Raw genomic sequence first — 15,291 nt, forward strand, 5'->3', positions numbered from 1 at the left:
TTGCGATGGGAGTCAGACCCTCGGAACCGGGTAATGAAAACCGGACCGTCCAATCGAGGACAGTCCGGCATCAAGACATCAGAGCGTACGGGTAATATGTTCGACGCGGAAAGCTTCGATTGTATCGCCTGCACGGATGTCGTCGTAGTTTTCGAACGCCATGCCGCATTCCTGGCCCATCGGCACTTCTGCAACTTCATCCTTGAAGCGCTTGAGTGTCTTGAGTTTGCCTTCGTGGATAACCACGTTGTCACGGATGAGGCGGACGCCTGCACCACGCTCAACCTTACCGTCAACCACACGGCAACCAGCAACCTTACCGACCTTGGTAATGTTGAAGACTTCAAGAATCTCAGCATTACCGATGAAGGTTTCACGACGCTCTGGTGAGAGAAGACCCGACATCGCCGCTTTAACATCTTCGATCAGATCGTAAATGATGTTGTAGTAGCGAATTTCGGTGCCCTGCTGATCAGCCGCGTCACGAGCCTGCTTGTTGGCACGGACGTTGAAGCCAATGATAGCGGCATTGGACGCTTCAGCCAGCGAAACGTCGCTTTCCGTGATGCCACCCGCACCCGAATGAACGATGCGCGCACGCACTTCCTCGGTGCCAAGCTTGTCGAGTGCTGCGATAATTGCTTCGACCGAACCCTGCACGTCACCTTTGATGACGAGCGGGAATTCTTTCGTGCCATTGACCTGCAACTGGCTCATCATCTGTTCAAGCGAACCGCGCTGACCCGTCTGACGGGCAACAGCCTTATCGCGAGCGAGACGCTGGCGATAATCAGCAATTTCACGTGCCTTGGCTTCGTTGGCAACAACTGCAAAGCGGTCACCGGCCTGTGGAGTGCCCTGAAGTCCGAGAACTTCAACAGGCATTGCAGGTCCAGCTTCCTTAACGTGTTCGCCACGGTCATTAACCAGAGCACGCACACGACCCCATTCGTTACCGGCAGCGATAATATCGCCCGGACGCAATGTGCCCTTCTGAACCAGAACAGTAGCAACCGAACCACGACCGCGATCAAGCTGGGCTTCGATAACGACACCTTCAGCTGTACGCGTCGCATCAGCCTTCAGATCAAGAATTTCAGCCTGCAACAGAACTGCTTCAAGCAGCTTGTCGAGGTTCAACTTCTTCTTGGCCGAAACTTCGACATCGAGCACTTCACCGCCGAGCGACTCCACGAAAACATCGTGCTGGAGCAACTGCGTGCGAACTTTCTGCGCATCAGCTTCCGGCTTGTCGATCTTGTTGATTGCAACAATGATCGGAACGCCGGCTGCCTTGGCATGGCTGATCGATTCAATGGTCTGCGGCATGACGCTGTCATCAGCTGCAACCACCAGAATGGCAATGTCAGTTGCCTGCGCACCACGCGCACGCATCGCGGTAAACGCAGCGTGACCCGGGGTATCGATGAAGGTGATCTTATGACCGTTCTGTTCAACCTGATAAGCGCCGATATGCTGGGTGATACCACCAGCTTCGCCGGAAACCACATTGGCTTGACGAATAGCGTCGAGCAAGGAAGTTTTACCGTGATCGACGTGACCCATGATGGTGACAACAGGAGGACGCGAAACCATTGCACCCTGATCATCGGCAACATCGAAGATACCTTCTTCAACGTCCGACTCAGCAACACGCTTGACGGTGTGACCGAATTCTTCAGCAATGAGCTGAGCCATATCGGCATCAATCACATCACCCGGCTTCATCATTTGTCCCTGCTTCATCAGGTACTTGATGATGTCAACCGAACGCTCGGTCATACGCTGAGCGAGTTCCTGAAGCGTAATGGTTTCAGGAATAACGACTTCACGCGAAATCTTTTCGCGTGTTTCCTGCATCTGCGAACGCTTGAACTTTTCCTGACGACGACGCATTGCCGAGAGCGAACGTGAACGGCCTTCATCTTCCAGATTGCTGGAGATGGTCAGCTTACCACGGCGACGATCGTCTTCGCCCTTCACCACCTTTGGAGTGCGAACTTCCGGCTTTGCCGGTGTGCTGCTGCGACGGGCTCCTGCTGGACCACGACGATCATCGTCATCCACATTTCCACCTGGCTTACGCTGTTGGCTCTGCGGCAGAGGCTTGTTTGCCGTTGGGATAACGTCTGCAATCGCAGGCGATGCCGAACGCTGACCCTGTCCCTGACCGGGACGACCACCCTGCTGCGGCCGACCAGAATGCTGCGGACGGCCACCTTGTGGGGCAGAGCGCTGATCGTCGCGACGTTCCGAACGGGCTTCCGTCTGCGGAGCGCGCTTGGCAGCTTCAGCAGCGGCACGTGCCTTGGCTTCAGCTTCGGCCTTCAGACGGGCTTCTTCCTCAGCCTGACGACGAGCGGATTCTTCGCGCTCCTTGGCACGACGTGCATCTTCCTCAGCGCGACGCTTAGCTTCTTCAGCTGCGCGAACACGATCTTCTGCATCACGAACCAGCGCACCTTCCAAGGCACGGCGACGTGCATCCATTTCAGAACGGGACAGTGTGTTGAGCACCATACCAGAACGATCTGACTGGCGTGGACGCTGTGACTGCTGCCCAGGGCGCTGCTGGCCAGGACGAGACTGCTGATGGCCGGGACGCGACTGCTGCTGTGGAGCTTGCGGCCTTGCAGCAACAGGAGCTGCTGGCTTTGGCTGCTGTGGAGCAGGCTTTGGCTGTTGCGGTGCTGCCGGAGCAGATGAAACTGGCGCGGACGGCTTCGGCGCGGCTGGTGCCGACACCGGGGTGGAAGCAACTGCCGGGGCTGGCTCGGCGGCTGGCGCTGGAGCAGCCACCACCGGTGAAGGGGCTGGCGTTGGTGCGGCCACAGGTGCCGGAGCTGCTGGAGCAGGCGTCGCCGGCTTTGGTGCAAGGGCTTCCGCTTCAGGCTTCTCATCAGGCCGTGAGAATTTGCGCTTCTTCGTTTCAACGACGACAGCCTTTGTGCGACCGTGGCTGAAATTCTGGCGCACGGTGCTCTGCTCAACCCCTGGCCGCTTGATGGTCAGCGTCTTCTTGGAATTGACGCTCAGCGTCTTATCGTCGTTTGTTTTATCGCTCATTACGTTTCCGTTTCCTTCGCAGCTTCTGCTGCTTTACCCGAGCATTATTCAACGTGATCACATCATTTTGAATAATGCTCCGGTCATCCACTTCAGCGCATAATCCGGTTTGGCCAATCAAGCCGATTATCCGGTCTATGCTCCAGAGCGGATCCCGTATCGTCGGGATTTAAGAGAACCGCTCTACTAATTTATACCACAGCAGTGTCGGACTGCCGATTTAATCTTCCATTCAAACCAATGGGCTCTCGCCACGATAGTTGTGCAATAAAAGCACCCTTTGCACGACCCCGGCTGCTGCCTTTCCGTCGAGTACGGCTGCATGTATCACATTTCCACCCCCAAATGCCAAATCCATTTCCTCTCCTGTAAAAAGAGAGAAGGCGGGAATTCGAGGGCCTTCCATATGCACCACCACACGGCGGGCCTGATCAAGTTTGCGCACTCCATCGGAGGCTGCCTCCTTGGCATGCAGTACCAGTGCTGCCGCACCAGAACGAATTGCCTGATCGACCTTCGTCGATCCAGAGACAAGAGCACCTGACTTCCGCGCCAAGGACAGACTTCCCAAAGCAGACTTTGTCAGCAATTGGTCAACCAATGCGCCAAGATCAGCTTGCGGCTTCACATCCTCTTTTAGCCCTCGCGCAAACAACTTGCGCTTGACGGCCTCATCTACCAATCGCCGTTCCGCCTTGACCCAGCAACCCCTGCCCGGCAGGTTTCGCTTCAAATCCGGCACAACCGAACCATCAGGCCCGGCTACAAAACGGATAAGCTCATCCGCAGAACAGCTTTCACGTGTGACGATACAGGTTCTGTCATTCATATCCTGCTCCACACGCAACGCTGGCTTTGCCATGAACTGCCTTTTTCAACTCTAAAACTGGCAGCGACCTAGCAGAGCTAGGGCCACATCACAATATCAAACTCTCATTAGAGCGCGTTTCGATCTGATCTTACCAGATCACACGCTTTAATCATTTTGATGCGCATCTATCCGAAAACCGCTTCGCACTTTCGGGACGCGCTCCAGAGCCGCACCATCTACGCCTAATTTGCATCAAGCAAACACGGCGCGGCCCCTCTGTTCAGTTAAGAAGCGGCTTCTTCGCCACCAGCTTCAGCGTCTGCATCGGTTTCAACCGCAACCAGTTCGTCTTCTGTAATCCAGCCCGCTTTCAAACGTGCGGTCAGGATCATCTGCTCCGCATCAACACGGGAAACATCAAACGAAGAAAGAAGACCGGTATGTGTGATGGTTTCACCATCCTTGCGTTCACGCCAGCCAACAAGGTCGTCAACCGCATAACCGGCAAAGTCTTCAATGTTCTTCACGCCATCTTCACCGACAGCAACAAGCATTGCGGTGGTAAGACCCGGAAGTTCGCGAAGCTCATCTTCAACGCCGAGTTCCTTACGACGCTCATCCTGCTCGTTTTCGATACGATCCAGGAATTCACGAGCACGCTCCTGAATTTCACCGGCAGTATCGTCATCGAAGCCATCAATGGAAGCGATTTCACCTGGTTCAACGTAAGCAATTTCCTCAACCGAGGCAAAACCTTCCGAAGCCAGAACCTGACCAACCATTTCGTCAACGTTGAGTGCTTCCATAAAGAGGTTCGAACGTTCAGCGAATTCTTTCTGACGGCGATCGGATTCTTCATCTTCTGTGAGGATGTCGATATCCCAGCCAGTCAGCTGCGATGCCAGACGTACATTCTGACCGCGACGACCGATTGCCAATGATAGTTGGTCATTCGGAACGACAACTTCAATACGTTCCGCATCTTCATCAAGAACAACCTTCGCAACTTCAGCAGGCTGGAGCGCATTGACAATGAAGGAAGCAGCATCCGGCGACCACGGAATAATATCGATTTTTTCACCCTGCAATTCGGCGACAACAGCCTGAACGCGCGAACCACGCATACCAACACAGGCGCCGACCGGGTCAATCGATGCATCACGCGAGACAACGGCGATCTTTGCACGCGAGCCCGGGTCACGGGCGACAGACTTGATTTCGATAATGCCGTCGTAAATTTCCGGTACTTCCATGTTGAAAAGCTTCGCCATGAAAGATGGATGGGTACGTGACAGGAAAACCTGCGGCCCACGCTGTTCGCGACGAACATCGTAAACATATGCGCGAATGCGATCACCATAGCGGAATGCTTCACGCGGGATCAGTTCATCGCGACGCACGATCGCTTCGCCACGGCCTAGATCAACGATCACATTGCCATATTCCACGCGCTTGACAGTACCATTGACGATCTCGCCAACGCGATCTTTGAATTCATCATACTGACGATCACGCTCGGCCTCGCGCACCTTCTGCACGATAACCTGCTTGGCAGACTGGGCAGCGATACGGCCAAAATCCATCGGTGGCAGCTGATCAGCGATAAAGTCGCCAATCTGCGCATCTGGATTACGATCGCGCGCAGTAAACAGCGAAATCTGTGTGGAGTAATCTTCGACAGTCTCGACAACTTCCAGCAGACGTTGAAGCTTGATCTCGCCGGATTTCGCATTGATGTCGGCGCGGATATTGCTTTCCTGACCATAGCGCGAACGCGCGGCCTTCTGGATAGCATCGGCCATTGCCGAGAGAACAATCTCGCGGTCAATCGACTTCTCGCGTGCAACCGCGTCGGCGATCTGCAGAAGTTCCAGCCTGTTTGCACTGACTGCCATAGGTCTCTCCTTGGTGACGCATCCGTTCTTCTTTGAGAGCCGGATGCCTGAAACTCACTTTGAAACTTATTTCTTTTCTGTTTCGGATTCCGTCGAGACGTCATCCTGAATATCTTCGGTCAAACCGTCGCCCAGCTCATCTCCGGGAATTCGGCCTTCGCGCAGAGCCTTATCCTTCCGCAATGCATCACGAATGAGATCATCGGTCAGAACCAGACGGGCATCAGAAATCAGATCGAATGGAATCCGAACAACCGGCTCGTTACCATAGGAAATCTGATCGCTTTCAAGCACAATTGCATCGGCCTCACCCACCACGATGCGACCACGGAACTTCTTGCGACCTTCATGCACAATCGAAGTTTCCACCTTGGCGATATGTCCGGCCCAATCGGTAAAATCGGATTTGCGAACCATCGGCCGGTCGATGCCCGGCGACGAAATCTCCAAATGATACTTACCACTCACCGGATCTTCGACATCAAGAACAGGAGCCACTGTGCGGCTCAACAATTCGCAATCTTCAACAGTCATCGTGCCATCGGGCCGCTCAGCCATGATCTGCAATGTCTGTCCATTGAGACCGGAAAGACGCACACGCACAAGGCGGAAACCCAGCGTATTGATTACCGGCTCCACAATGCCTGCTATTTTTGCATCGATGCCCGTTTCGCGAATGATACGCTCATCTGCGGTTACGGCTTCAACTGCGTGTTCGTGTTCGCTCACTCGATAAACCTTCTTTACTGAGTCGCAGGTAACAAAAAAGAGCGGGTCCGGGAGGACCCACTCTTGTTCAAACGACCAAGAATTTGAGACTTATATACCATCCGACACGCAATTTTTCAAGACCGCAATTACGCGAAGATCAAAGCCTGATAAATGTCAGATATGCAGCGCGGCGTCCTTCACGGAAGGCTTTGGCTTCGTAGCGCGTACCTGGCCAACCGTCATAAGCATCATTCCAGTCACTCGGGCCTTCCGCCTGCCATTCAAAAGCCGAATGTCTACGGCAATGCTGCAGCGTCCAATTGACATAATGCTCGATGTCGGATGCAAAACGGAACTTCGCACCCGGCTTCAGCAAACGTGCGAAACGATCCAAATTGGCCTCGCTCACAAAACGCCGCTTCCAGTGACGACGTTTGTGCCACGGATCGGGATAAAACAGATCAATTCCAGAAAGCGATGCATCCGGTAACCACTCCAGTACATCGGTCGCATCTTCGTCATAGAGACGAAGATTCGTTCGTGGGCCTTCATGAAGGGCGGCCAGCATCTTCGCCATACCATTTACGAAAGGCTCAACACCAATAAATCCCGACTGCGGATAGCGTCCACTTTCATGATAGAGATGCTCTCCCCCACCGAAACCAATTTCCATACGCACATTTTCAACCGACGCATCAAACAACGTCCGCAGGTCCTGTGGTGCGGGTGTATCGAGGTCAAGTTTCAGGCGCGGCAGCAAATCCTCAAACAGATTATTCTGGTGTGGACGCAGTGGCTTGCCATGACGGCGGCCAAAAAAATTTCCGGCCGCACGTACGGGATGATTTTCATCGTTCATTTAAAACAGTCACGCTGAAAGGGCGCTTTTCAATGCCTTGGTGAGATCAGTTTTTTCCCATGAGAAAGAACCATCACGACCCGGCTTGCGGCCAAAGTGACCGTAAGACGATGTCTTGGCATAGATCGGCTTATTGAGATCGAGATGTTTGCGAATGCCGGTTGGTGACAGGTCCATGACCTTGCGCAGGGCTTCTTCAACCGCCGATTCATCCACTTTTCCAGTGCCATGCAGGTCCACATAGACCGACAATGGCTGGGCGACGCCAATAGCGTAGGAAAGCTGGATCGTGCAACGGTCTGCAAGATTGGCCGCAACCACATTCTTGGCAAGATAGCGCGCAGCATAAGCTGCGGAACGGTCAACCTTGGTTGTATCCTTGCCCGAAAACGCGCCACCACCATGTGGGGCAGCACCGCCATAAGTATCCACGATGATCTTGCGGCCTGTCAGGCCAGCGTCACCGTCTGGACCACCAATAACGAATTTTCCGGTTGGGTTTATATACCAATTACAATTTGCAGCAATCGGCAGATCACCAAGTGCTTCACGGATATAAGGTTCGACAACGGACCGAACCTTTTTAGAATCCCAGCTCGCATCCAGATGCTGCGTGGAAAGAACGATCTGGGTTACTTCCGCAGCCTCCCCATTCTCGTAGCGCACGGTCACCTGGCTCTTGGCATCTGGACCAAGCTTGCCCGGATCACCCTCACCTTTGTGCCGGGCTTCGGCAAGCTTTTCGAGAATCTTGTGCGAATAATAGATCGGCGCTGGCATGAGATCAGGCGTTTCGCGGCACGCATAGCCGAACATGATGCCCTGATCGCCTGCTCCTTCTTCGCCCTGACGGTCGGAAGCATTATCCACGCCCTGCGCAATATCGGCAGACTGCGGATGCAGAAGTACATCAATCTTCACAGTACGCCAATTAAAGCCGTCCTGCTCATAACCGATTTCGCGGATCGCCTTACGCGCCGCCGAACGAAAACGCGATGGATTGATCAGCGGATGCCCCGCCGCGTCTTGCGCGACAGTGCCATCCTTATTCTTCTTCAGGAAAGTATCAGGCACACGCACTTCGCCGGCGATGACCACACGATTGGTGGTGGCAAGCGTTTCGCATGCAACGCGAACAGACCAAGGGTCTACGCCCGTACGGCGCGCTTCCTTATAGATCATGTCTACGATTTCATCGGAAATACGATCGCAAACCTTGTCCGGATGACCTTCAGACACCGATTCGCTGGTGAAGAGATAAGAACTGCGCGACACGGGTAACCCCTCTTGAAAATCCAACGGACCGCTTGTCCGCCTAGGAAACACAGTAGCGCCCGGAACCGTTTATTATGGTCCGGGCACGGCATTGTGTTAGCGAAATTGGGATTAAATCGTCAATGCATATTCTTGCTGCGACACCGTGCTGCCGGAAAAAATCCTTCCCGCAGGCCTTTTTGCGAGCAAAACTTGCGTTACTCGCCTTCTGCGGCAAGCGATTTCACAAGATCGATGATCTTACGACGAACTTTTGGGTCCGAAATCTTGGTGAATGCACGGGTAAGCTGAACACCCTCATTGGAATTAAGGAAGTCAACAACATAAGTTGCTTCATTATCTTCGGCAAAGCCCGCCTGAGTGGTTGCAGATGCACCCGGTGCATCCTCGAAAAAGAAGGACACTGGAACGGTCAAAATAGATGAGATCGCCTGAAGACGGCTGGCGCCAACACGGTTGGTGCCTTTTTCATATTTCTGAATCTGCTGGAAAGTAATGCCCAGGCTTTCGCCTAATTTTTCCTGACTGAGGCCCAACATATTGCGGCGAAGACGAATGCGGCTGCCCACATGCACATCGATGGGGTTGGGCTTCTTCTTATTCTCAATCATACAGTTTCACTCCTCGCGACCGCGAGCTTTCATTCATGGTCTGTTCAGCTGAACAGAGATAAAAATCATTGTGGGAGGTAGTCAGACAGGTTTTCTGATGAAACCGTCGCCGCCCGAGTATAACAACTTAACAAAAATGCCATGTCAATGAACACGCTTGTGGAAAGACAACCTCAACCACACGCATATGGTGAATAATAACAATAGAATTATAAGAGCCTGTTTTCCGGTTGGCGCACTGCCCCAAAATGGCACACGCTCTTCAGGTAAATAAGCATCAATTACGCCTACTGCGTCAAGAGGTAACTCCTGGATGATTCGTCCATAAGCATCTACTACTGCAGATACTCCATTATTGGCAGCACGAACGAGGGGAAGCCCCTGCTCCACCGATCGTACCTGCGCCTGTCGGAAATGCTGATAAGGTCCGGGAGTGTCGCCATACCATGCATCATTGGTGACATTCACAATCGCGGTCACCTTGCGTCCAGTATAGGATAGTTCATCAGGGAAAATTGCTTCATAACAAATCAGCGGCAGGAAGGTTTGCCCTTCCATGACATTGATTGCATGGCGCGCCTTGGCGGCGGTAAAGCCCCCAGGCATTTCGACAACTTCGTGCAAGCCCCAACTGCGCAAAAAACGTTCGAACGGCAGATATTCTCCGAATGGAACCAGATGGACCTTATCGGTATAATCTACGATTTTACCGTCGCCATTAATCGTTAAAATCGAGTTGTAATAGCGTGGGTCACGGCGCGGCACGAGTTCTTCTCGCACAGCGCCCGTCAACAGCACCTGATCATCTCCAACAACATCGGCAATACGTTTAAGAGCCTCCGGCGTCGATGAAAGAATATAGGGAACGGCCGTTTCCGGCCAAATCACCACATCTGGCCTCGGCGCACCCTCTGCCGGTGCCTGTTGCGTCATCGCGATAAACTTATCGAATATCGCGCGTCGCTCATTGTTGTCCCACTTCAGGCTCTGTGCAATGGATGGCTGCACAATACGGAGAGAAAGCGTTGTACGGTCGGTATCGAGCGCCGGCGCATTCGACAGAACCCATGCCCCAAAGCCAATATGGGTGGCGACGAGAACAACTGCCAAGCCAAGGCCAGTCTTTGCAAAACGACCACCACTGAGCAACGCAGGTGCTGAAAACACAAGTGCTGCAAATGCGCTCATACCAATGAGGCCTACAATCTCCACCGATTGCATCATCATCGGTGTCGGCATGAGCGCATATCCAAGCGCATTCCATGGGAAACCCGTGAAAACAAATGTTCGTAGCCATTCGGTCAAACCGAAGCCGAGCGCCATTGCGAAAATACGCCCTATTCCACCGGACCAGAAAAGCCGCGCAATCATCGCGGCTAAACCATAAAAAACAGCCAGAAAGGCTGGAAGGCCGAGAACCGCGAGTGGTATAGCCCAGGCAAATTGTTCTGCATCAACAAGCAGCGCTGTTCCAATCCACCACAGACCGGACACAAAATAACCAAACCCAAACCACCAGCCGATCAGTCCGGCCGGAAAAAAGCGCCTTATTGGGCCTTTTTCTTTATCCGGAACCGCGCCATCAATCAGCCAGACCAAAAATGGGAAAGTTACAAAACCTGCGATAAAAATATCAAAAGGTGGCTGTGTGAGCGTCGCAACAGCACCACTGAGAAAAGCGACCAGCGCACGGCGCCAGCCACTGAAAGCTGCTATCTTCCCCGCAAGCCCCTCGAACATCAGCCCTCTTTGATCACTCCGGAGATATTATTGTCGATGGCCGGCGTAATGCCACCCTGTAGCTTATTGTGACTATCTGCTTCGGAAAGCGGTACAATACGCACCCGCTTCACGCGGCGCGGATCAACTTCCAGCACATGAAACTCATATCCCGGAATAGCCTGCACCACTTCGCCACGAACAGGAATGCGTCCGAGAACCGAAAAGATCAGCCCCCCGACCGTGTCCACATCTTCGCCATGCTCGCCCACTTCAAAAGATGGGCCTATTTTTTGAGCCATTTCTTCAAGATCAGCACGGGCGTCAACAACGAAAACACCGTTGGCTTCCTCGGAGATCATGATTTCTTCGTCGTCATGCTCATCTTCAATGTCGCCGACGACCATTTCAACAATGTCTTCGAGCGAGGCAAGACCATCAGTGCCGCCATATTCGTCAATAACAAGTGCCATCTGAATATGGGCTGCCTGCATCCGTGCCATGAGGCCGCTCGCCATCATCGATGGTGGCACGAACAACACTTTACGCATGAGATTAAGCTCACCGATCTCTCTAGTGAGATCGATCCGGCCCATGTCGAAGCTCGCAGCACTTGCATCGGCTGCCTTCTGACGGGCTTGCTGCGTAATATAATTGAGCACGTCGCGGATATGGATCATGCCGCGCGGATCATCCAGCGTTTCGGCATAGACTGGCATGCGGGAATGGCCCGAACTTTCGAACAGTTCAAGCACTTCCCAAAGCGGGGTCGAGATTTCAACCGCCACGACATCTGCACGGGGGATCATCACGTCTTCGACGCGGATCTCACGCAGGCGCAGAATGTTATGGAGCATCGCCTTTTCTTCAGGCGAGAAAGCAGAATCCTGCTCGCTTTCAGTGCTTGAAAGTGCATCAGCCAAATCTTCGCGCAAGGAAGACGGCTGGCGCGAACGCATGAAGGGAAAAATATTTGCCAGAAGAGAACGCTTTTCGCTCGATTGCGAGCGCTGCGTACTTTGCCCCTCAGTGTCTTGTGTGTCGCTTCGGCTATCGCCAGCGGTCGAGGAATTGTTTTGGTCAGCCATGATCAATCTGTTTCAACGTTTGAATCGGATACAGCATAAGGGTCAGGGATGGCAAGAGCATGAAGGATTTCGCGCTCACGGCGTTCCATCTCCTCGGCCTCCTCCTCAGTTTCGTGATCGTAACCCAAAAGATGCAAAAAGCCATGCACCACGAGATGTGTCAGATGGTTATCGAACGGCTTGCCCTCTTCGAGCGCTTCGCGTTCCACGGTTTCCCGCGCAATGATGATATCGCCAAGCATCGGGCCAGGCTGCTCGCCAGCCTTTACAGGATAAGCCGGGAAGGACAGCACATTGGTCGCTTTGTCCTTGTTACGCCACTCTGCATTAATCTTACGGATTGAAGCATCGTCTGTAAAAACCAGACTCAATTCGCTCTCAGCCGGTTGAAGCTCGAGATTATTCCAGGCTGCCTCTACGGAGCGTTGCACAAGCCCTTCAAGGACCGTTTCTTCCGGCCAGTTGCCGGCTTCGATCATAATATCGATTTGGATCGCGTTATCTGACACTTCTACTGCGGCTTGCGATGAAACAGCCGCTCTATCCTTCCAGCTATTTAAAGAAGCGTCCGCTAAAAAGCGGACGTATTATTTTTAGATCGTCATTATTCTACGGGATTACAAGAATAATTTTTAATTATTCTGACCGCGCATGCTTTTTAGCATCATTGTCGTAAGCACCAACAATTGCAGCCACCAGCGGATGACGGACCACGTCTTTCTCGGTAAAACGCACCTTGACAACGGAATCCACGCCCTCAAGAACACGAAGCGCCTCAACAAGACCAGATTTCTGGCCCGGCGGAAGATCGATCTGGCTTGGATCGCCATTAACCATCATCCGCGAACCTTCCCCAAGACGGGTCAGGAACATTTTCATCTGCATGGATGTCGTGTTCTGTGCTTCGTCAAGAATCACTGCTGAATGGGCCAGTGTCCGACCACGCATAAAAGCAAGCGGTGCGATTTCGATCACGCCAGCGGTAATGGCGCGTTCAACCTTTTCCGCAGGCATCATGTCGTAAAGCGCATCATAAAGCGGACGCAGATAGGGATCGACCTTTTCCTTCATGTCGCCCGGCAGAAAGCCCAGACGCTCACCCGCTTCCACAGCCGGACGAGACAGAATGATGCGCTCGACAAGACCGCGCTCAAGCAGCATCGCTGCATGGGCAACCGCCAGATAAGTTTTACCCGTACCCGCTGGACCAACGCCAAACACCAGCTCCGAGCGTTCAAGCGCACGCATATAGGCGTCCTGAACCGGTGTGCGGGCGAAGATCGTCTTCTTGCGAGTGGATATCTGCGCTGACGAAAGCCTGCCCTTGTTTTCAAGGGTTGGCAGCGTCAGCTGATCATCCGCAGCAATCGCCATGCGAAGCGCGCCATCAACATCCGACGGTCCAAGTTCATGGCCCTTCTGCAGAGTTTCATAGAGGTTGTCCAACGCACGCCGCGCCTGTTCGGTGGCGGTGGGTTCTCCACGAATCGAAAGCTGATTGCCCTTCGAGCGTACATCGACACCAAGCTTCTGCTCAATTCGTGCCAGATTCTCATCAAATTGGCCGTAAAGCGCACTGGCAAGGCGGTTATTGTCGAATGTGAGGACGATATGGGCCATATCGGAGGCCCCGGATGCGGCGCTTGTTGCAGAACTCGCAGCCGAGCTTGAAATTGTGTTTGTTTGCGTATGGATGGTTGGCTTGGCAGGCTTAAGTTTTTCCGTAGCGCTCAAACGCATCTCCCAAAGGTTCACGCATTGCAATCGCAGTACCGGCAGAACGTTCGGTACGAAACTCGAGACACCGCGACTACTGCCTGAACAACATCATGCGCTTAGACGAGCTTTTGCGCAATAAGACTATTGGTACCAGTCCCCGTAATTTTTACGCGGATGATTTCACCGACCTGATCTTCATTGTTATCGATGATTGCTGGCAAAAGCCATGGTGAACGGCCAACCATCTGGCGCTCAAAACGGCCCTTCTTTTCCAGAAGAACATCCATTTCACGACCGACCAGCGAATCCTGAAACGCATATTGCTGTTCGTTGAGCAGAGCCTGAAGGCGTTGAAGGCGCTCATCCTTGACCGATTCTTCGACGTAATCGGGAAGGTCGGCACCCGGCGTGCCGGGGCGCGGGGAATATTTGAATGAATAGGCCTGCGCATAATGCACTTCACGCACCAAACGCATTGTATCTTCAAAATCCTGATCGGTTTCACCGGGGAAGCCGACGATAAAATCACCCGATAGCGCCATATCCGGGCGCACTTCCCGGATACGCTCGACGAGGCGGACATATTCATCAGCCTTGTGGCGACGGTTCATCGCCTTGAGGATACGATCTGAACCCGCCTGAACCGGCAGATGCAGATAAGGCATCAGCTGACGAAGATCGCGATGCGCTGCGATCAGCGTATCATCCATGTCACGCGGATGGCTGGTCGTATAACGCAGACGCGCCACACCGGGAATGCGTGCAAGACGGAACAGAAGTTCGCCAAGCCCCCATTCGCGGCCATCATCGCCTTCGCCATGCCATGCATTGACGTTCTGGCCCAAAAGGGTCAGTTCGCGCACGCCGCTCTCAGCAAGGCGTTCGGCCTCGGCCACGATCTGCGCAACACTGCGCGAAACTTCCGAGCCACGTGTATAAGGCACCACGCAGAATGTGCAGAATTTGTCGCAACCTTCCTGTACCGTAAGAAACGCAGAAACACCGCGCTTGCGGGTTTCTTCGCGCCTTGGTGCTGGCAGATGCTCGAATTTGTCTTCGATCGCGTATTCAGTTTCGACGACCTTTTCGCCGCCACGCACACGCGCAAGCGCACTTGGCAGACGATGATAGGTCTGCGGCCCGATCACCAGATCGACATTGGGCGCACGGCGCAGAATTTCCTGACCTTCGGCCTGTGCCACGCAACCGGCAACGCCAATAGTCAATTCCTTGCCATTTGGTCCGCGGGCATCCTTCATCTTGCGCAGGCGACCCAGCGCTGAATAAAGCTTTTCCGATGCCTTTTCACGAATATGGCACGTATTGAGCAGAACCAGATCGGCATCATCAGGCGTGTCTGTCGCAACATAGCCCTCAGCGGCAAGGCTGTCGGCCATGCGCTGACTGTCATAGACATTCATCTGGCAACCATAAGTCTTCACAAAGACCTTACGTGTGTTGCTGCCATCCGGGTTTGTCTTGATATCGGTCATATTTTCGCTCATGCGCGGCTATCTAGCGTTTTTATCGCCGCTTT

At 53.4% G+C, this 15,291-nt stretch carries 11 protein-coding genes and 1 pseudogene; all 12 read right to left on the minus strand.

What is annotated here, in order from left to right; all coding sequences use genetic code 11:
* Nucleotides 1-78: 78 nt before the first annotated feature.
* Entirely contained in the window at nt 79-3,066 is a 2,988-nt protein-coding gene (gene infB / locus H5024_RS01135; RefSeq protein WP_187543639.1) for a translation initiation factor IF-2, read from the minus strand.
* A 232-nt stretch (nt 3,067-3,298) separates the two neighbouring features.
* Nucleotides 3,299-3,928: an RNA-binding protein gene (locus H5024_RS01140; protein WP_187543640.1), complete on the minus strand. Its 630-nt coding sequence runs from the start codon at nt 3,926-3,928 to the stop codon at nt 3,299-3,301.
* Between the two features lie 233 nt (nt 3,929-4,161).
* Complete coding sequence (gene nusA, locus H5024_RS01145) at nt 4,162-5,772, minus strand: transcription termination factor NusA (RefSeq protein WP_187543641.1); 1,611 nt, start codon at nt 5,770-5,772, stop codon at nt 4,162-4,164.
* Between the two features lie 66 nt (nt 5,773-5,838).
* Nucleotides 5,839-6,501, minus strand: coding sequence for a ribosome maturation factor RimP (gene rimP, locus H5024_RS01150; protein WP_187543642.1), 663 nt, complete (start codon nt 6,499-6,501; stop codon nt 5,839-5,841).
* A gap of 139 nt (nt 6,502-6,640) precedes the next feature.
* A complete protein-coding gene (locus H5024_RS01155; RefSeq protein WP_187543643.1) occupies nt 6,641-7,342 on the minus strand; it encodes a tRNA (guanosine(46)-N(7))-methyltransferase TrmB in 702 nt (233 codons plus the stop codon).
* A 9-nt stretch (nt 7,343-7,351) separates the two neighbouring features.
* A complete protein-coding gene (gene metK / locus H5024_RS01160; RefSeq protein ID WP_187543644.1) occupies nt 7,352-8,617 on the minus strand; it encodes a methionine adenosyltransferase in 1,266 nt (421 codons plus the stop codon).
* A gap of 197 nt (nt 8,618-8,814) precedes the next feature.
* Nucleotides 8,815-9,228: a helix-turn-helix domain-containing protein gene (locus tag H5024_RS01165; RefSeq protein ID WP_187543645.1), complete on the minus strand. Its 414-nt coding sequence runs from the start codon at nt 9,226-9,228 to the stop codon at nt 8,815-8,817.
* A 144-nt stretch (nt 9,229-9,372) separates the two neighbouring features.
* Nucleotides 9,373-10,968, minus strand: coding sequence for an apolipoprotein N-acyltransferase (gene lnt / locus H5024_RS01170; protein ID WP_187543646.1), 1,596 nt, complete (start codon nt 10,966-10,968; stop codon nt 9,373-9,375).
* A 74-nt stretch (nt 10,969-11,042) separates the two neighbouring features.
* Nucleotides 11,043-12,035, minus strand: a pseudogene (locus tag H5024_RS01175) (hemolysin family protein); the annotation flags it as partial.
* 2 nt (nt 12,036-12,037) lie between these two features.
* Nucleotides 12,038-12,544 (minus strand): rRNA maturation RNase YbeY, encoded by a 507-nt coding sequence (ybeY, locus tag H5024_RS01180; protein ID WP_187543647.1) that lies wholly within the window; start codon nt 12,542-12,544, stop codon nt 12,038-12,040.
* A 127-nt stretch (nt 12,545-12,671) separates the two neighbouring features.
* Nucleotides 12,672-13,769, minus strand: a complete 1,098-nt coding sequence (locus H5024_RS01185; protein WP_187543648.1) for a PhoH family protein — start codon at nt 13,767-13,769, stop codon at nt 12,672-12,674.
* 101 nt (nt 13,770-13,870) lie between these two features.
* Nucleotides 13,871-15,259: a tRNA (N6-isopentenyl adenosine(37)-C2)-methylthiotransferase MiaB gene (miaB, locus tag H5024_RS01190; RefSeq protein WP_187543649.1), complete on the minus strand. Its 1,389-nt coding sequence runs from the start codon at nt 15,257-15,259 to the stop codon at nt 13,871-13,873.
* Nucleotides 15,260-15,291 lie beyond the last annotated feature (32 nt).

Source organism: Ochrobactrum sp. Marseille-Q0166 (assembly GCF_014397025.1).
Classification (GTDB): domain Bacteria; phylum Pseudomonadota; class Alphaproteobacteria; order Rhizobiales; family Rhizobiaceae; genus Brucella.